This window comes from Desulfuromonas sp. CSMB_57, from assembly GCF_020194955.2.
GTDB lineage: Bacteria > Desulfobacterota > Desulfuromonadia > Desulfuromonadales > Syntrophotaleaceae > JAFCIY02.
Genome location: NZ_JAFCIY020000023.1, coordinates 1 through 17,813, shown reverse-complemented (window position 1 = coordinate 17,813; position 17,813 = coordinate 1). Strand labels below are relative to the sequence as shown.

The 17,813-nt window shown below is 60.5% G+C and carries 16 protein-coding genes; 9 read left to right on the top strand and 7 right to left on the bottom strand.

Annotated features, from left to right (window positions below; translation table 11 throughout):
• Positions 1 to 104: 104 nt before the first annotated feature.
• The gene (locus tag JQN68_RS06165) at positions 105 to 716 is read left to right on the top strand and encodes a nucleotidyltransferase domain-containing protein (protein ID WP_249621065.1); all 612 of its coding nucleotides are present in this window, start codon (positions 105 to 107) and stop codon (positions 714 to 716) included.
• Positions 717 to 719: 3 nt separating this feature from the next.
• Here JQN68_RS06165 and JQN68_RS06160 read toward each other — a convergent pair whose 3' ends face one another.
• Both JQN68_RS06160 and JQN68_RS06155 read right to left on the bottom strand, forming a co-directional pair.
• Positions 720 to 1,421: a hypothetical protein gene (locus JQN68_RS06160; RefSeq protein WP_225073552.1), complete on the bottom strand. Its 702-nt coding sequence runs from the start codon at positions 1,419 to 1,421 to the stop codon at positions 720 to 722.
• On the bottom strand, positions 1,415 to 1,945 hold the full coding sequence (locus JQN68_RS06155) for a hypothetical protein (RefSeq protein ID WP_249621064.1): 531 nt from the start codon (positions 1,943 to 1,945) through the stop codon (positions 1,415 to 1,417). Before JQN68_RS06155 ends, JQN68_RS06160 begins: the two co-directional genes overlap by 7 nt.
• Positions 1,946 to 2,297: 352 nt before the next feature.
• Between JQN68_RS06155 and JQN68_RS06150 the strand changes: the two genes are divergently transcribed.
• Complete coding sequence (locus JQN68_RS06150; protein WP_249621063.1) at positions 2,298 to 2,579, top strand: four helix bundle suffix domain-containing protein; 282 nt, start codon at positions 2,298 to 2,300, stop codon at positions 2,577 to 2,579.
• Positions 2,580 to 2,622: 43 nt separating this feature from the next.
• On the opposite strand, the gene aroL is transcribed toward JQN68_RS06150, so the two are convergent.
• Positions 2,623 to 3,141: a shikimate kinase AroL gene (gene aroL / locus JQN68_RS06145; protein WP_249621062.1), complete on the bottom strand. Its 519-nt coding sequence runs from the start codon at positions 3,139 to 3,141 to the stop codon at positions 2,623 to 2,625.
• Between the two features lie 19 nt (positions 3,142 to 3,160).
• Positions 3,161 to 3,898 (bottom strand): MJ1433 family protein, encoded by a 738-nt coding sequence (locus tag JQN68_RS06140; RefSeq protein WP_225073548.1) that lies wholly within the window; start codon positions 3,896 to 3,898, stop codon positions 3,161 to 3,163.
• 565 nt (positions 3,899 to 4,463) lie between these two features.
• Between JQN68_RS06140 and JQN68_RS06135 the strand changes: the two genes are divergently transcribed.
• The 4 genes from JQN68_RS06135 to JQN68_RS14605 all read left to right on the top strand — a co-directional run bounded on the left by JQN68_RS06135 (position 4,464) and on the right by JQN68_RS14605 (position 11,819).
• Entirely contained in the window at positions 4,464 to 6,347 is a 1,884-nt protein-coding gene (locus JQN68_RS06135) for an ATP-binding protein (protein ID WP_225073547.1), read from the top strand.
• Positions 6,344 to 6,784 (top strand): response regulator, encoded by a 441-nt coding sequence (locus JQN68_RS06130; RefSeq protein ID WP_225073546.1) that lies wholly within the window; start codon positions 6,344 to 6,346, stop codon positions 6,782 to 6,784. Before JQN68_RS06135 ends, JQN68_RS06130 begins: the two co-directional genes overlap by 4 nt.
• 18 nt (positions 6,785 to 6,802) lie before the next feature.
• The gene (locus JQN68_RS06125; RefSeq protein WP_225073545.1) at positions 6,803 to 9,310 is read left to right on the top strand and encodes an EAL domain-containing protein; all 2,508 of its coding nucleotides are present in this window, start codon (positions 6,803 to 6,805) and stop codon (positions 9,308 to 9,310) included.
• 61 nt (positions 9,311 to 9,371) lie between these two features.
• On the top strand, positions 9,372 to 11,819 hold the full coding sequence (locus JQN68_RS14605; RefSeq protein ID WP_283775410.1) for a transporter substrate-binding domain-containing protein: 2,448 nt from the start codon (positions 9,372 to 9,374) through the stop codon (positions 11,817 to 11,819).
• A 6-nt stretch (positions 11,820 to 11,825) separates the two neighbouring features.
• Here the strand turns inward: JQN68_RS14605 and JQN68_RS06110 are convergent, their stop codons facing one another.
• Both JQN68_RS06110 and JQN68_RS06105 read right to left on the bottom strand, forming a co-directional pair.
• A complete protein-coding gene (locus tag JQN68_RS06110) occupies positions 11,826 to 13,190 on the bottom strand; it encodes an MFS transporter (RefSeq protein ID WP_225073544.1) in 1,365 nt (454 codons plus the stop codon).
• A gap of 131 nt (positions 13,191 to 13,321) precedes the next feature.
• Entirely contained in the window at positions 13,322 to 14,230 is a 909-nt protein-coding gene (locus JQN68_RS06105) for a sensor domain-containing diguanylate cyclase (RefSeq protein WP_225073543.1), read from the bottom strand.
• Between the two features lie 203 nt (positions 14,231 to 14,433).
• Here JQN68_RS06105 and JQN68_RS06100 point away from each other — a divergent pair, with 203 nt between their 5' ends.
• A complete protein-coding gene (locus tag JQN68_RS06100; RefSeq protein WP_225073542.1) occupies positions 14,434 to 15,597 on the top strand; it encodes an alkaline phosphatase in 1,164 nt (387 codons plus the stop codon).
• Here JQN68_RS06100 and JQN68_RS06095 read toward each other — a convergent pair.
• Entirely contained in the window at positions 15,587 to 16,372 is a 786-nt protein-coding gene (locus JQN68_RS06095) for an ADP-ribosylglycohydrolase family protein (RefSeq protein ID WP_349632303.1), read from the bottom strand. The two genes, JQN68_RS06100 and JQN68_RS06095, sit on opposite strands and share 11 nt — an antisense overlap.
• Before the next feature lie 212 nt (positions 16,373 to 16,584).
• Between JQN68_RS06095 and JQN68_RS06090 the strand changes: the two genes are divergently transcribed.
• Entirely contained in the window at positions 16,585 to 17,271 is a 687-nt protein-coding gene (locus JQN68_RS06090; protein WP_249621061.1) for an ABC transporter permease, read from the top strand.
• Between the two features lie 3 nt (positions 17,272 to 17,274).
• Positions 17,275 to 17,813: ATP-binding cassette domain-containing protein (locus tag JQN68_RS06085; RefSeq protein ID WP_225073945.1), on the top strand; the 539-nt coding region annotated here is incomplete at its 3' end.

The following is a 17,813-nucleotide window of genomic DNA, read 5'->3' as shown; positions in this document are numbered from 1 at the left end:
CTGAACGGAATATAATCACGGATGTCCGTCGAAACAGGACTCAAAGCCCGCCTCATATCAAAACCTGCTTGCATTATCCCATTTTGGGTTATATAGTTCCCAATATGGGAAACATCAACAGCAAAACATTTAGCATCAGCGACGCCCTGTTTACCAAAACACAGCAGCAGCTTCTGCGCCTTCTCTTTGGGCAGCCGGATAAAAGCTTTTATTCAAAGGAGATTGTAGATCGGGCAGGAATAGGCACCGGGACTGTCCTGCGAGAACTGGAACAACTCTCCGATTCTGGCCTTCTAACGGTTAAAAAGATCGGGAACCAGAAACATTACCAGGCAAACCCGTCATCGCCTATTTTCGAAGAACTGAAAGGAATCGTCCGCAAAACCTTCGGTCTTTCCGGCCCGTTGCGTCTCGCCCTGGACCAATTCAAGGACAAAATCAAGATTGCCTTCATCTATGGTTCCATTGCGACGGGATCAGACACTGCTGAAAGCGACATCGATTTGATGCTGATTTCGGACCAGTTGACCTACCCGGACCTGCTTGTCAGCTTTTCCGAGCTGGAAACCCAGTTGGGAAGAAAGATCAACCCGACGATTGATACCATCGAAGAGTTCCGAAACAAAATAACAGCGGAAAGCAACTTTGTTGTCAGGGTGATGGAGCAACCCAAAATTTTTCTGATCGGATCGCAAGATGACCTCCCGGTCGGTTAAAAATCAGTTCAATGAGGCAATAGCTACCAGTCGCTGCCAAAGCAAAGGCAAGCGCTCCTGGCTTGCACGGTCTGGTGGCAGATGCCCCGAAAGGGCCTCTCGGAATTCTTCTGTGGTTATGAATCGTGACATTGTCTTGGCAATATATTCTTTCAGCTCAGCCTCAATCACTGAAAGCTCATCCAAAAACCCAGCGCGCCCATCAATAACCGTCACAATATCTTCCAAGTCGTGACTCCCCCAATAATCATCATTCCCGCGCCCGAAAAAAGCCTCCAATTTCGTCGCAATAAAATGAGCGGGGGTAACAAGCCGAATAGCAAGGTCTTCGTTCAGCGAAACGGTTTCTGCATTATTGATGGCATCGGAATACCAACGGTTGCTGAAACCCAGAATGCTTTCGTCTGTCGGCATAACATCGAGAGTGATCCCATCGAGTTTCCAGCGACAGGTCACCCCTTGGTCAATCTCTTGGGAGCAGCCAAGTTCCCGCAACCGCTCTTCCAGCTGCCAATATTCGTTTCGCGACAGCACCTCGACGATCACATCGACATCATGTGTAACCCGTACATCAGGTGCTGCCTCATCGGTGATGAACAATGCAGTCGTGCAACCACCAAGGAAAACCAACCGATCAAGCAAAGGCTCCAACCGCTCGGCAACCAGGCAGAGCATCTGGAGATTTATTTCTTTAACCGCTACCATTGGCCCCCCAAACGCTTCCGCATCTCAGAAACAGCGAGGTCCCTCTCACGAGCTTTACCGCCACGAATGGCATCCACCAGGACAAGTAACTCGTACAGCCTCTGATCCGCAAGAGCGGCCTGGGGTGCGGAACGATAAAGCGGAGAAAAAGAATACCCACGCACCTCCCCTTGCGGATACGGCCAGACGGGAGGAGGCTCATCGCTCGCTAAAATCATCCCTTTCAACGGTTCCGCTGCATAACCGGTCGGCACTCCACGCGTCAGTTCCCCCCTCTCGGGAACAAACGCATACTTCAGACCATGTACAAGGAATTCCTCAACCGCCTTCAAAGCGGGTTTTGGATTTTTACCCCCGACAAAATCCGCCACCAAAAGGTTTGCTGCCAGGCAACGCTTCACCCCTGCATTGATTTCTGATGCGCTCATCGACAACTCATTTGCCAACTGCACATAGCTCCAGGAGCGATCACCCATTGCAACAAGCTTGAGCACAACCAATATGTCTTGTGGCTTTAAGTTCATGACCATATTCTATTCGCGAATCGCGAATAGCGCAAGAAAAATTTTACAGAAAGAATCTGTCTTCTCAACCGGGTTAAATATTCTTGAAGAAATAAGAAATTCATCCAAGGAGAATTTAGCTGTAAATATTGCTTCAGACAAAAATCTCGGGGGTATATTCCGGGGTAGCCTTAAAGATGAAAGTCTAAAAAACAAAATGTTCTCAGGCCACTAGAGCGATTTTTCGACTCCGGCCTTCCCCTAAAAAACCCGCCTTAACGGCGGGTTTTTGTGTTTTGATGGCTGCAATTCGTCGGTTGAAATTGAAGATTGTTTTTGTTTCATGAACTGAAAGGGAACAAGGACCATCCCTATGCGGGACGCCTGCGACAGCTCAAATAGCTTGCCCCGGGCCGATTACCAGACCTTCCGCAAAGGCCTTGAGAGCGCCGACCCGGCGATTTTCGCCAATGTGATCACCGGCCCGACCCGGGTGACCAGCTATCTGCCGGACCGGCTGTTAAAGCACCTGGAACAGGCGTTCCTCAAGGAAGGCGGCCTGCGGGAGCGAATGACCAAGGCCCGTCTGGCAGCAAGGAAGACCCGCTTAGCAACCACGGTAACAAAAAGGACCCCAGCGCCTGAGCGGCCCTGAAGTCCCTGCGGCCCTTTGGGTCCCTGTACTCAATCCCCCAGTCTCACCTCATCTCCCGCAGCGCCGCCAGCGCCTGCTCGACCACGGCTTGCGGTTCCGCCGTGCCGTCCAGCACCTGGTGCGCCACCTCGCGATAGAGGGCTTCGCGGGCGGCCAGCACCTCGGCCATCTCCTCGGCGATGGGCCGGCCGGTGAGGGTCGGGCGTTGGGCGGTTTCGGGATCGGCATGGAGACGGGCGGCCAGCACGGCGGCGGGGGCGGCGAGGTAGAGAACAATGCCGTGCTCCCGCATGAATTGACGGTTGGCCGCGGCCAGCACCATGCCGCCGCCGGTAGCGACCACGGTGGCCGGCCGGGTCACGGCACGCAGAGCGGCGCTTTCCCGCTGCCGGAAGCCCTCCCAGCCCTCCTCGGCGACAATTTCGGCCACGGTCCGGCCGGCGCTTTCCAGCAGATGGCGATCCGTATCGACGAAGTCGTAACCCAAGGCCCGGGCCAGGGCCCGACCGATGGTGGTCTTGCCGGAGGCGCGCGGGCCGACAATGAAAACGGTGGCGGTCATGGGGCAGGCTCCTTGCGCATTACAGGGCGACTCGTGCCTCGGGATCGAAGGGATTGCGGCGCCGGGCCAGGCTGAAGAGATAGGGATAGTCCTGCTGCAAATGCAGCAGATAGGCCAGCCATTCGCGGCGCAGACGCAGGTAGGCCCGTTCCAGGTCACCCGCCAGATGTTGCGCATCCAGATCCGAAAAATGCCTGAGATCGCTGCGGTGGGACAATTCCTCTTCGAGGTGCAAAATGGCCCACATGAGCTCGCTGAAGGTGGCGTGTTCCAGCATGTTGGGGTTTTCCAGAATCCGCAGCAACTGCTCGCGCTTGGCGGCCAGAAAATCCTTCAGTTCCTGCACATCGCCGCGGCGGACGTCCAGCTGGCAGCTTTGGTCCCGGACCGCCCGCAAGGCTTTGACAAAGCGGGCACTATCCCAGTCGGCATCGATTTTGAACCGCTGCCGGGCCGCCTCCGCCTGGCCGTCGAAGGCCACGAAGCGGGCCAGCAGATCGGTACCGCAGTTGCTGAAAAAGGAACCGATGATCATGTTGAGCTTGTGCAACCGCGCCCGCTTCTCCCGCACCTCCAGCACCCGGTGGAAGATCATGGCGACCAGCAGGATTTCGATGAAGACAAAGGCGATGTCGCCCACCAGGTAGATGAAGATATGATGGGCGTCGCGAAACATGACAAAATGCAGCACATAGACCAGGGCAGAGGCCGCCAGCAAGCCAATCCCCAAACCGACCTGCCAACTCCAGAACTTCATGGCGCGACTCCCCCTCGAAAAAAATACGGCCACCAAAGCCTGCCGCCGGGCAGCAGGGATCGAAACCACCAAAACAGGCCGCCATACTCTAGAACCGAACACCGGCCAGGTCAAGGGCAACCGACAAGCCTGCAGGCGATACCTCGGGATGGGGATGGCCCTCCTGCTTCCGCATGTCTGTCAACAGCCAACAGGGATAAACCACCCTTCGCCTGTGGATAACCAGACTGCCACCCCACCATCCTTCTGAACTCCTGGCAGATTGCCCGCTTTTTAAGCACAAAAAAAGTGAACCCTGCCAGATGGAAAAAGGGTACCGGCCATGGAAAACCGCCGCCCATTTCCTCGCCCGATGCCGGGCAAAACGCCAAGGTCCCGGCCGCTGGTCCAGAGTCTACAGATTATTTCCATCCCAACCAGGTCCATGCTCAAATAAACCTTTGTCGTATCCAATAGCATATGTTAACTTTCTGACACATAGCATTTTAAAGCATTAACCAGCGTTTTGTGCATAAGGATTTCCGACTGGAATCAGGGGAGATGCGACTTGCCGACAGGAGCCGGGTTGACCTTCAGGAAAACTCCACCAGCCGGCCCTCAACATCCGGGCCCGCCGGCCCTGCCCTTTTTGCTGATGGCCGCCTGCTGGACCCTGGCCATCTTCGCCCTGGGCGGTTGGAATTATTATCAGGCGCGCCAGGCGGCCCTCGAAAATGCCCGGACCGCCGCCCGGCACAGCTTCGGCAAGGATCTCACCTTCCGGCGCTGGGCAACCGCCCATGGCGGCGTATATGTCCCCACCAGCAAAACAACTCCCCCCAACCCACACCTGGCCCACCTTGCCGAACGTGATATCCAGACGCCCTCGGGTCGACGGCTGACCCTGGTCAATCCGGCCTACATGATCCGTCAGGTGCATGCCCTGGCCGACCGGGATTTCGGCGTCCGCGGCCACCTCACCAGCTTGATGCCCCTGCGTCCCGACAATGCGCCGGATTCCTGGGAAACTGCCGCCCTGAAACGTTTGGAACAGGGCCAGCCCGAGGAGTGGTCCCTGGAGCGTCTCGATGACGGACCCTACCTGCGCCTGATGCGGCCCATTGTCATGGAACAGGGCTGCCTCAAATGTCATGGGCGGCAAGGTTTCAAAGTCGGCGCGGTACGCGGCGGCATCAGCGTCTCGGTACCCTGGGAACCCTACCGGCGCGCCATGCAGGCCGTGCTGCCCGGCTACCTGTTGGGCTACGGCGGCCTCTGGGCCCTCGGCCTGCTCGGCATCGGCTGCAGCCGGCGCCAAATTCACACCCACCTGCTGGCACGTCGACACAATGAACAGCGCCTGCAGCATTGGCACGACCTCATGCACACCATCATCCAGCACGATCCCAATGCCATCGCGGTGCTGGACCGGGAATTGCAATATCTATTTGTCAGCGATCGGTTTCTGGCCGATTACCGGGTCGGCGAACGGCAGGTTATCGGCCGCCGGCACTACGAGGTGTTTCCCGATATCCCTGAAAAGTGGCGCGAGGTCCATCGGCGGGCTTTGGCCGGCGAGGTCCTGTGCGGAGCGGAAGACCGGTTTCCGCGCCAGGACGGCAGCATCGACTGGACGCGCTGGGAATGCCGCCCCTGGCATGACGGCAACGGCGAAATCGGCGGCATCATTCTGTATACCGAGGTGATTACGGAACGCAAAATGATGGCGGAAGAACTGCAGCTGCGTTCCCGGGAACTGCAGGAACGCAATGCCGAACTGGAACGCTTCATCTATACCGTGTCCCACGATTTGAAAAGCCCTCTGGTGACGGTAAAGTCCTTCCTCGGCTTCCTGGAACAGGATCTGGCCGACGGCGATGCGGAGAACATTGCCAAGGACCTCCGGTTCATGCGCGACGCCACGGCCAGAATGGGACAACTTCTCGAGGAGCTTCTGGAATTGTCGCGCATCGGCCGCCTTGTCAACCCACCGGTCGCCCTGTCCTTCCACGACCTGGTGCAGGAGGTGGCGGACCTGCTGGCGGGTCGGATTCTCGAACGCCAGGTCGCTGTCGACATCCAAGATGCCGGAGATTTGCACCTGTTCGGCGACGCGCCGCGCCTCCGGGAGATCTGGCAGAACCTCATGGAAAACGCCATCAAATACATGGGCGTTCAGCCCCGGCCGCGCATCGAGGTCGGCGCCCGGGGGAGCGGCGCGGAAACCGTTTTTTTCGTGCGGGACAACGGCGTGGGCATCGAACCGCAATATGCCGAAAAAATTTTCTGCCTGTTTGAGAAGCTGGATCGACAGAGCGAGGGCAGCGGCCTCGGCCTGGCCCTTGTGAAACGCATCGTGGAACTGTATAAAGGTCGAATCTGGCTGGAATCGGACGGCAGCGGCCAAGGCAGCTGCTTCCGATTCACCCTGCCGGAAGCCTTTAACCATCCTTCAGGGGGGGAAGCATGAAAGGCGAACCGATTGTCATTTTGCTGGCCGAGGACGATCCGGCCCATGCCGAAATCGTGCGGCGCAACCTGGCGGGTTCCCACGTCGCCAACCATCTCCACCATGTAACGGACGGACAGGAGGCCCTCGACTACCTGTATCATCGCAACCGCTACGCCGAACCTGGACAGGCGCCGCGCCCCGGTCTCATCCTGCTGGATCTGCGCATGCCGAGGGTGGATGGCCTGGAGGTTCTCAAGGTGGTCAAGAACGACCCGGAATTGATGCGCATTCCGGTGGTGGTGCTGACCACCTCGGCGGCCGAATCGGACATCGCCAAGGCCTATGAATGCCACGCCAACAGTTACCTGGTCAAACCGGTCGACTTCTCCCACTTCGTATCGCTTTTGAAAACCCTGGGATACTATTGGCTGGTATGGAACCAGAACCCCTACTAAAGCAATGAGGAACCGCCCTTGAACGTTCCGCAAAAGCAGATCCTGATCGTCGAAGACGAAGCGGCCCATGCCGAAGCTATTGCCCGGGCCTTCCGCAAAGGACTTTCGAATGCCGCGCTGACCATCTCCGGTTCGCTCCAGGAATACCGCCTGGCCATCACCCGCGGTCTGCGGCCGGACATTGTCCTGATGGATCTGAACCTGCCCGACGGCAGCGCCATGGATGCCCTCGCCGCCCATGACGGCGACCAGGCCTGGCCCATCGTGATCATGACCGCCTACGGGGACGAAAAGCTGGCGGTGGCCGCCATGAAAGCCGGCGCGCTGGATTACATCGTCAAATCCAGCGAAACCTTCGCCGGCATGCCACAGGTCGTCGAGCGCGCCCTGCGGGAGTGGACCCTGCTGCAACAGCAGAAGATCATGGAAAAGTCCCTGCGGGAGAGCGAGCAGCGCTTTCGCACCCTGTTTCAGGATATTCAGACAGTCGCCGTGCAAGGCTACACGGAGGAGGGCACCATCCGCTTCTGGAACCTCGCTTCGGAAAAACTTTACGGGTACAGCGCCGCCGAAGCTCTCGGTCGAAATCTCCTGGAACTGCTGGTCCCGCCGGAGCAGCACGAAGCCCTGCGCGCGGCCATCCGCGAGATGGCAGCGACGGGCCAGGCCCCGCCCGGCGGAGAACTGACCCTGGTGCGAAAAAACGGTTCCACCGTCACCGTGTATTCCAACCATACCATCCTGCGCAAGCCGGGGGCGCCCGCCGAACTGTTCTGCTTCGATATCGATCTCACGGAGCGCAAACGCGCCGAAGCGGAGTTGCAGAAGCTGAGCCTGGCGGTGGAACAGAGCCCGGCGGCAGTCATGATCACCGATCCCTGCGGGGTGATCGAATACGTCAATCCCCGCTTTACCCGCATCACCGGCTATGCTCTGGAGGAGATCCTCGGGCGCGACGCCGACCTGCTGACCTCGGTGAGCCTGTCCCCGGAACAGATCCGGGAACTCCGCAAGATTCTGGCAACGGGGCAGGAATGGCAGGGGGAACTGCACAGTCGGCGCAAGGACGGCGGCAGTTTCTGGGAATCGGTGTCCATCTCGCCGGTGCGCGACCCGATGGGCACCATCACCCATTACGTGGCGGTCCGCGAGGACATCACCGAGCGCAAACGGCATGAAGCCGAACTGGAATACCTCTCGACCCATGACGAACTGACCGGGCTGGCCAACCGGGCCCTGCTGCAGGATCGCCTCGAGCAGGCCGTGCGACACGCCTATCGGTCGGGGCACCTGGTGGCCGTCATGCTGCTGGATCTGGATCGGTTCAAATTCATCAACGACAGCCTCGGCCACGCCTTCGGGGATGAACTGCTGCGTTCCGTGGCCCAGCGACTGCAACGCTCCGTGCGCGAGGTGGACACGGTGGCCCGCCTGGGCGGCGACGAATTCGTCCTGCTGTTGACCGAGTTGACGGCGGCCGAGAATGCCCGCTTGCTGGCCGGCAAAATCCTCGGCAGCCTGGAATCTCCCCATCGCCTCCAGGGCCGCGAAGTGACCCTGACCGCCAGCCTGGGCATCAGTATCGCTCCCTATGATGGCTGTGACGTCGCCACCCTCATCAGCAATGCCGACATCGCCATGTACCAGGCCAAAAAAAATCGCGGGACCTTTGCCTTCTATGCCGCCGAAATGAATCAGCGCGTTTGCGAAACCCTGGAACTGGAAAGCGCCCTGCGCCTGGCCCTGGAACGACAGGAACTGTTCCTGCATTACCAGCCGAAAGTCGATTTGGCTTCCGGTCGCATAGTTGGCTGCGAAGCCCTGCTGCGTTGGCAGCACCCCGAACGCGGGTTGGTGGCACCGGCCGAATTCATCCCCCTTGCGGAGGAAACCGGCCTCATCGTTCCCATCGGCCGTTGGGTATTACAGGAAGTTATCCGCCAGGTCAAAGCCTGGCAGGGTAGCGGACTGAAAACGCCGGCGGTAGCCGTCAACATCTCCGCCCGGCAGTTCCGTACCGGCGATCTGCCGCATCTGATTCGCAAAATTTTGGCCGACAGCGGCCTGGAACCCGGTTTCCTGGAGTTGGAATTGACCGAAAGCATGATCATGGACGATCCCGCCAAGGCGGAAATGACCCTGCGGGCGGTCAAGGACCTGGGCGTCAGTCTGAGCCTGGACGATTTCGGCATGGGCTATTCGAGCCTCAATTATCTGCGCCGTTTTCCCTTCGACAACCTGAAAATCGACCGCTCCTTCATCCGCGACGCCACCAGCAATGCCAGCGAGGCCGCCGTGGTCACCAGTATCATCAGCATCGCCCATAATCTCGGCATCGCCGCCATTGCCGAGGGAGTTGAAACCCAACGGCAGCTCGCCTTCCTGAGACAGAACGGCTGCGACACCTTCCAGGGCTATCTGTTCAGCAAACCTCTGCCGGCGGAGCAGTTCGCCGACCTGTTACGCGAGGATCGCCGACTGCCCGACGCTTGGCTGCAACCGGCCTGTTCGCAGGAAATCTGTTGAGATGAGACGAGCCCAAGGTTCGGCACACCCATCACCAGGCAAGCAGCAGGGAGCATCCCCCATGCGGACTGACGGCCACCTGCTTCCCAGGCCAACTCCAAGCCCTTTCAGGATGCTCCGCCGCGCTCTGCCGGCGGCATGGGCGCTGTTGGGCATACTGTTTCTGCCAGCTTTGCTCCCATCCCGGGCAGCGGCGGCGCCCGCCGGACCTTCCCGAGCCGACGTCCCCCTCCGGGCGGCCAGCGAATACGATTATCCGCCCTTTGCCGTTGTCACGGCGGAGGGCCAGGCGGACGGTTTCTCTGTCGAACTGCTGCGGGCCGCCCTGCACGCCATGGGCCGGCAGGTGGTCTTCGAGGTCGGCCCGTGGAATCGCATCAAGGACGATCTGACGGCGGGTCGCATCCAGGTTTTGCCCCTGGTGGGCCGAACACCGGAACGGGAGGCGCTGTACGATTTCACCTTTCCCTATCTTACCATGCACGGCACCCTCATCGTTCGCCGGGACGAAAGGTCAATCCATGATCTGGACTGCCTCCGTGGCCGGCAGGTGGCGGTCATGGGCGGCGACAACGCCGAGGAGTTCCTGCGGCGGAACCGCATCGGCGCCACCATCGTCACCACCGAAACCTTCGAGCAGGCCCTGCGCGAACTGGCCGCAGGCCGCCACGACGCGGTAGTCATCCAAAAACTGGTGGCCCTGCAACTGATGAAACAATTGGGTCTCACCAACCTGAAACCGGTCGGGCCGCCCCTGGACGGCTTCGTCCAATCCTTGTGCTTTGCGGTCAAAAAGGGCGACAGCGCCCTTTTGAACGTCCTCAATGAAGGTCTGGCCCTGGTCATGGCCGACGGCACCTACCAGCGCCTGCGGGTCAAATGGTTCGCTCCCATCGAGGCGGCTGCCGCAGGACGCAGCCGTATCGTGGTGGGGGGCGACAACGATTACGCGCCCTACGAGTATCTGGACAAAAACGGCGAACCCGCCGGTTACAACGTCGATCTGACGCGGGCCATCGCCAAACAGCTGGGCTTGGCGGTGGAGATCCGTCTCGGCCCCTGGAGCCGCATTCGAGAAAGCTTGAAGAAGGGCGAAATCGACCTCATCCAAGGGATGTTCTATTCCCCCGAACGCGACCGGGATTTTAATTTTTCGCCCCCCCATACCCTAATCAGCCATGTCGCGGTATTCCGCAACGGCACTGCGCCACCGGCCACCATGGCGGATCTGGCCGGAAAAAGGCTGCTTGTCATGGAGGGCGACATCATGCACGATGCCGCCGAGCGCCAGGGCTATGCGGAACAGCTCATCCGGGTGAAAACCCAGCAGGAAGCCCTGCGCCTGCTGGCCGAGGGGCAGGGTGACTACGCCCTGGTGGCCAAGGTACCCGCCCTGTTCTGGATCAGGGCCCACAACTGGAATAACCTTACAATTGCCGAGCCGTCCCTGCTATCGGCCGAATACTGCTACGCCACGCCGGGCAACAACCAGGCCCTGCTGGCACAGTTTACGGAAGGCCTGGCCGCCATCAAGGCCACGGGCGAGTACCGGGACATCCATTCCCGTTGGCTGGGCGTCTATGAAGCCCCCCGGATAGGCACCGCCGATATTCTCAAATATTCCCTGTTCGTCGCCGCCCCCATCACCCTGCTGCTGTTCGGCTCCCTGCTCTGGTCGCGCAGCCTGCAACGCAAGGTTCGGCACCGGACGGCCGAATTGAGCAGGGAAGTGACCGAACGGCTGCAGAAAGAACAGGAAATCCGCGCCAAAAACCGGGAACTGGACGAGAAAAACGCCGAGTTGGAAAGCTTCATCTTTACCGTGTCCCACGATCTGAAAAGTCCCCTGGTCACTCTGAAAACCTTTCTCGGCTATTTCGAACAGGATCTGGCCGACGGCGACCAGGAAAAGATCCAGACGGATCTGCATTACATGCACACCGCCGCCGACAAGATGAATCGGCTGCTGGTGGATCTGTTGGAAATGTCCCGGGTCGGTCGGCTCATGGCCACACCGGAACGGGTCACCTTCCGGCAGGTGGTCGACGAAGCCCTGGCCCTGGTGGCCGGCTCCCTGACGGAAAAGGGTATCCGGGTCCGAGTCGAAGAGGTTTGCCTGGAATTCTGGGGGGATCGGGGACGCTTGGTGGAACTCTGGCAGAATCTGGTCGACAATGCCGTCAAGTACATGGGGAACCAGCCCGAGCCGGCCATCGAGATCGGCCTTGAACAGCGCCCGGACGGCCCGGTGTTCCATGTCCGGGACAACGGCATGGGCATCGAGCCGGCCTTTCAGGAGAAGATTTTCGGCCTCTTCAACCAGTTGGATCCCAAGGCCGAGGGCTCCGGCCTGGGCCTGGCCCTGGTCCGAAAAATCGTCGAACTCTACAACGGGAAGATCTGGGTGGAATCCGCCGGCCTGGGCCAGGGCTCTTGCTTTCGCTTCACACTGCCCACCGCCCTGATGGATGCTCAGCCGGCAGCGAGTACCGCAGCAGGCGGCGCTTGATTCGGGTTAGGCCTCGCTGTCACAAGCCCCCGCCCGGCCCCGGCCTTCGTCCACCCCGCGACTGATGAGCAGAGCCAGGGCGAACAGGACAATGCAGAACAGGATGGCGGTGTGCAGGCCGAACAGGGCCTGCAGCACACCGATGGCCAGCACTCCGAACACCCCGGCCAACTTCATGGCCATGCCCCAGAAGCCGAAAAACTCCGCCGAACGACTGCGCGGCGAAAACAGGCCCACCAGGGTCCGGGTGGTGGACTGGCAGGAGCCCAGGCTCAGCCCGGCGACGCAGCCCACCACCAGAAACACGTACTGGGCCTGCCAGTCGAGACCGAGGGAAGAACGCGCCATCTCGGTCAGCAGCGGCGTCAGGTAGATCAGGGCGATGGCCGCCATCCACATGACCAGGGTCACGGCGTAGGTGCGCAGCGCCCCCAGGCGATCCTGGAGATAACCGAAGCCGACGGCGCCGAGGGCGGCGGTGATCTGCACGATGACGAACATCAGGGTCCGCACGTGAGCCTGCCAGCCGATGACCTGGGCGCCGTAAATGAAGGCATAGGTGATGATGATGTAGATGCCGCTCATGGCAAAAAACACCGAAGCCAGCAACACCGCCAGGTCCCGGCGGCGGCCGATATGGCCCAGGGTGGCGCGCACCCGATCCAAACCGATGCCGAGGTAACTGCGGCCGGCCGGCAATGGTTGCGGTCGGCCCCGCTCGCGCAGCCAGACGAAGGTCGGAATGGCCGCCACCAGAAAGAAAAAGCCCGCCCAGGGTCCCACCCAGCGGATACGTTGAAAGTTCTCCGCGCTGACTTCGCCCAGAAACAGCAGCACGAACACCGCCGAGCACATGCCGCCGACGTAGCCCATGGCCCAACCGAAGCCCGATATCTTGCCGAGATCCTGCGGCGGGCCGAGCTCCGGCAGAAAACTGGCGATGAAGGCCTCGCCGATACTGTAGGCGAAATTGGAAACCACCAGCAGCACCACCCCCAGCAGGGCATAGCCCGGGGCGACGCAATACAGGGCGACGGTGGCGACCACGGTAAGCAGATAGCTGGCGAACAGAAACCGCTTCTTGCCGGCGGTATGGTCCATGATGGCCCCGGCCACCGGTGAACAGATCACCACCAGCAGGTAACCGCCGGCCAGGGAAAGACTCCACAGCAGGTTGCCGAGACGATAATCGGGCGCATCGCCGACGATGACGCGGGTGAACAGGTCGCCGAACACCACGGTGATGATGAGCAGGGTATAGGCCTGGTTGGCGAAATCGAACATGGCCCAGCCGAAAATTTCCCGCTTGGGCGCCCGCACGGGCAAGGAGACGGAAGCAGTATCGGTCGCCGGGCCGTTGTTCTTCTCCATCGGTACTGCCTCCTTGAACGAATCCATCGGGATTCTAAAACAAACTTACCGTTGTCAGTGCAGCATCAGGGTAATGGTCCTTGCCGCGAGGGGATACATGACCAGGCTCATTGGTTAACCTTTTCACACCATCAGGCCACATCGCAGGTCACCCGGTTGCGGCCGGCCTGCTTGCTTTGATACATGAGCTGGTCGGCGCGCCGGATCAGGCTTTCAGCCGAATCTTCCGTCCTTGCCAGAGTGCCGCCGATACTGATGGTGACACCGAGCCTGGTACCGTGGTGCAGAATAAAGGATTCCTCGACCAGCATGCGCACCCGCTCGGCGACCTGGAGCAGGGTGGCCGCATCCACGTTCCGCAACAGGCCGACGAATTCTTCGCCGCCCCAGCGGCAGAAACTGTCGAAGGGCCGACAATTGCTCTTCAGGGTATTGGCCACCAGTTTGAGCACCTCGTCGCCCACATCGTGGCCGTAGGTGTCGTTGACCGCCTTGAAATGGTCGATATCGAAAAACATCACGCCCAGGGGCCAGTCGTAGCGAAACCGCTCCTGCAGACGAATCTCCAGTTCCCGCTCCATGCCGGTCCGATTGACCAGACCGGTCAGAGCATCGACCAGGGCCAGGCGCCGCATTTCTTCCAACTGCAACAGAATTCCCGTTTTTTCACTCAGATCGGCAAACAGTTCCACCGCGCCGACGACGTTCCCGGCAGGGTCATGGACCGGGCTGATGCGCACCCGCACCGGCAGGCGGTGACCGCCCTTATGATGCAGAAAAACATCGGCCTCGGCACTCTGGTCCTGTTCCATGGCCTTGACCAAGGGGCAATGCTCCGTGCAAAGCAGCAGGCCTTCGGCATTGACGTGCCGGAGCAGATTGTCCTGGCAGCGGGTGCCCAGCATCTCGCCGGACCTGAAACCGGTAATGTGCTCGGCGGTCCGGTTCCAGAAAGATATGGTCCGCTGGCGGTCGACGAAATAGACCCCATCGGACAGGCTGTCGAGCAGTTGGCGGAAACCGGGCATGAATGTTTTCAATGGTTCTCCTCCAAAACGAAAGCTTGGTCATTCCCGAAAACCGGATTAATCATGTCCAGATAAAAAACTATAAGAGAACTGCCCGCCGATATACAAAGTAAATTTTCCCTCTCGCCGACTTCCATGCTTGACGGCGACCCCGGCACCGATATAGCTTTCTATAAACAACGATGCCCCATCTCTCCCTGATCAGTGAGGAATGCATGCGAATTCCGGCTACCCGATCCCTTCTGCTCATCTTGTTGCTGCTGAACGGCGCCTGTTTGCCCGGCCGTACTCCTGGCCGGCAGCCCGAATCGGCCCGCAATATCATCCTTTTCATCGGTGACGGCATGGGTGCCGAGCATCGCACCGCGGCGACCTGGATGCAACATGGCCCCGAAGGCCGCTTGGCCATGGACGGCCTGGCGATATCGGGCTGGGCCGATACCCTCAACCATGCCGGGGAGGTCACGGACTCGGCGGCAGCCGCCACCGCCCTCGCCACCGGCGTCCGAACCCTTAATGGTCGACTGGGCCTGGATGCCGAAGGCCGGCCCCTTCCCACCATCCTGCAGCGCGCCCAACAGCAGGGCAAAAGCGTCGGCTTGGTCACCACCACCCCCGTCACCCATGCTACCCCGGCGGCGTTTGCCGCCCGCGCCCTCAGCCGCCGCGAAGCGGACAACATCGCGACCCAACTGGCGGAGGCGAACCTGGATGTGCTCCTGGGCGGCGGTGAAAGCGATTTTCTGCCGCCGGAGGAAACCGGTTGCCATCCGCAACCGGGACGGCGCCGGGACGGCCGCAACCTCATCGACGAACTGCGCCGGCAAGGGGTCCGCCAGGTCTGCAGCGCGGACCAATTGGCCGCCCTTGAATGGTCCGCGGGGGACCGGGTACTGGGCCTGTTTGCCGACGGCGGCCTAGTGCGCCCCTTTGCCCCAAGCCTGGCCGAAATGACCGGCGCCGCCATCGCGATGCTGGCCGCCAATCCCCGCGGATTTTTCCTGATGGTGGAAGGCGGCCAGATCGACTGGGCCAGCCATGACAACGACGCCGTCCATGCCATCGGCGACACCCTCGGTCTGGACGAAGCGGTGCGGGTCGCCCTGGAGTTTGCCGCCGGCCGTTCCGATACCCTGATTATCGTCACCGCCGATCACGAAACCGGCGGTATGGAACTGCAGCGGCCCACCCCCGGGTCGGCCGACGCTGATTGCCTCTTCGTCATGCCCGACGGCGCGTCCTTCTGCGTCACCTGGACCTCCAAGGACCACACCCATCGGCCTGTTCCCACCACGGCGGAGGGACCTGGCAGCCGGCGACTGCGGGACCGCCATCACCTGACCCATATTCATGACGTCATGGAACAGGTCATGCGATAAGCACGGGATAGCCGACCCGGGTCAGGAATTCTTTGGTCACCCTTCCCAATCGTTCATCGAGTCTGGCGAACACCTCCCCTTGCAGGGCTGCCGACAGGGAACCGTAAAAGGCTTCGGCGATGCCGCCGGTGATGCAGGCGATGGTGTCGCTGTCACCGCCGATGGATATGGCGTTGCGGACGGCATCTTCGTAGTCGGCCGCCTCGAAAAAGGCCTGCAGAGCCTGGGGCACGGAGCCCTGGCAGGAGACGTCGAATCGGTAGCCGGGGCGGATGTCAGCCAGGGTCGGGGAAAAGTCGTAACCGAAGCGTTCTTTGATGAAGGCTCGAATCGCCGCCTTGTCCTCACCCCTGCGGGCCAGAAAGATGGCCGCGGCCGTGGCTTGGGCGCCCTTGATGCCTTCGGGATGATTGTGAGTGACGGCGGCACTGCGCCGCGCCTCGGCCAGCACCCGGTCCAGATCGCCGAAAAACCAGCCCACCGGGCTGACGCGCATGGCGGAACCGTTGCCGAAGGAATAGTAGGGCTCCAGTTCCGGACCAGAGGCCCACATGCGAAACCGGCCGCCGTAGCCCGCCAGGGGATAAAGCAGAAAATACTCCTTCAGTTTGTCGCGAAACGGCACGCCGCTCAGCAGACTGTCGGCCTGGGCCACGGTCAGTACCGTATCATCGGTAAAATGGCAATCCTGGTGAAACAGTTCGAATTTCTTGTGCTTGATATTGTGCCATTCGAAACGTGAGCCGATGATGTCTCCGGCGATGGCGCCCAGCATGGCGAATACTCCTTTCATGTCTGCGGCGGTCCGGGTGGCGGCATCCGTTATATCTTTACGAACCAGCCTCAGACCATCGCCGTATACCCGGAAAAACGACCTTTCCTTTTTCCCGCCGCTCGTTATATACTCCCGGTCCTGTTCATAACACAACGCTTCGCCGACCAGCCTCCGGCGAAGGGTGATGTCTGTTTCGGAACGAGGAGCTATTCGTGGACTTTCTGCTGGAATCCCTGCTCGCCTCCCTGGACCTGATCCTGGCCATGGACCGCGAAGTCTACCTGACGGTCTGGACCTCCCTGTACGTCTCCCTCATCGCCATCGTCTTCGCCGCCCTCATGGGCGTGCCCGCCGGTTTGGCCATCGGGTTGGGACGGTTTCGCGGCCGGCGGCTGGTCATTACCCTGCTCAACACCCTCATGGCTCTGCCCACCGTCGTCGTCGGCCTGGTGGTGTACGGCTTTCTGAGCCGTCAGGGACCCCTCGGACACATGGGGCTGCTGTTCACCCCCATCGCCATGGTCGTCGGCCAAATCATTCTGGCGACACCCATCGTTGCCCACTATACCCTGGGCGCCATGAGCGCTTCCGACCAGCGCATCCTGCCCACGGCCCTCACCCTTGGCGCCAGCCCGACCCAGGGGGCGCTGCAATTGCTGCTGGAAATCCGCTTCGGCGTCATGGCGGCGGTGGTGGCCGGCTTCGGCCGGGTCATCGCCGAAGTCGGCGTGGCCATGATGCTCGGCGGCAACATAAGAAGTTATACCCGCACCATGACCACCGCCATCGCCCTGGAAACCAGCAAGGGCGAATTCGCCTTCGCCCTGGCCCTGGGGATCTTCCTCATGTCGGTGGCATTGCTGGTCAACCTGTTCCTGAACCTGTTGCAGCAGAGGTGAGTCGTGACCCCGATCCTCTCCCTGAAGAATATCGAAAAGCGCTACAATGACCACCTTGCCCTGCAGGTCGAGGCCCTGGAATTTGCCCCGCACCGCATCTACTCCCTGGTGGGCCCCAACGGCTGCGGGAAAAGCACGCTGCTGCAGATTCTCGCCCTGTTGCTCAAACCCACCCATGGCGAACTGTTTTTCGACGGCCATCCGGTGTCCTGGACCAACCGTGATTTACAGCGACTGCGCAAACAGATCACCCTGGTCCACCAGTCCCCCTATCTGTTCGACAGTTCGGTGAAGCACAACCTGGCCTATGGCCTGAAGCTGCGCGGCATTCGCGGCGACGAGCAGCACCGCCGCATTCATGAAGCCCTGGACCTGGTTGGATTGTCCGGCTTCGCCCGGCGTCGGGCCCGGGAACTGTCCGGCGGCGAGCAGCAGCGGGTCGCCCTGGCGCGTGCCCTGTTGCTGGAACCGCGGATTCTGCTCCTCGATGAGCCGACCTCCAACATGGACAAGGCCAGCATCGAGGCCTTTGATGACCTGCT

Bases quoted from the DNA above. Each gene is read 5' to 3' on its own strand.
- JQN68_RS06165 (WP_249621065.1), top strand. From the start codon at position 105: ATGGGAAACATCAACAGCAAAACATTTAGCATCAGCGACGCCCTGTTT.
- JQN68_RS06160 (WP_225073552.1), bottom strand. From the start codon at position 1,421: ATGGTAGCGGTTAAAGAAATAAATCTCCAGATGCTCTGCCTGGTTGCC.
- JQN68_RS06155 (WP_249621064.1), bottom strand. From the start codon at position 1,945: ATGAACTTAAAGCCACAAGACATATTGGTTGTGCTCAAGCTTGTTGCA.
- JQN68_RS06150 (WP_249621063.1), top strand. From the start codon at position 2,298: ATGCGGGACGCCTGCGACAGCTCAAATAGCTTGCCCCGGGCCGATTAC.
- aroL (WP_249621062.1), bottom strand. From the start codon at position 3,141: ATGACCGCCACCGTTTTCATTGTCGGCCCGCGCGCCTCCGGCAAGACC.
- JQN68_RS06140 (WP_225073548.1), bottom strand. From the start codon at position 3,898: ATGAAGTTCTGGAGTTGGCAGGTCGGTTTGGGGATTGGCTTGCTGGCG.
- JQN68_RS06130 (WP_225073546.1), top strand. From the start codon at position 6,344: ATGAAAGGCGAACCGATTGTCATTTTGCTGGCCGAGGACGATCCGGCC.
- JQN68_RS14605 (WP_283775410.1), top strand. From the start codon at position 9,372: ATGCGGACTGACGGCCACCTGCTTCCCAGGCCAACTCCAAGCCCTTTC.
- JQN68_RS06110 (WP_225073544.1), bottom strand. From the start codon at position 13,190: ATGGAGAAGAACAACGGCCCGGCGACCGATACTGCTTCCGTCTCCTTG.
- JQN68_RS06100 (WP_225073542.1), top strand. From the start codon at position 14,434: ATGCGAATTCCGGCTACCCGATCCCTTCTGCTCATCTTGTTGCTGCTG.
- JQN68_RS06095 (WP_349632303.1), bottom strand. From the start codon at position 16,372: ATGCTGGGCGCCATCGCCGGAGACATCATCGGCTCACGTTTCGAATGG.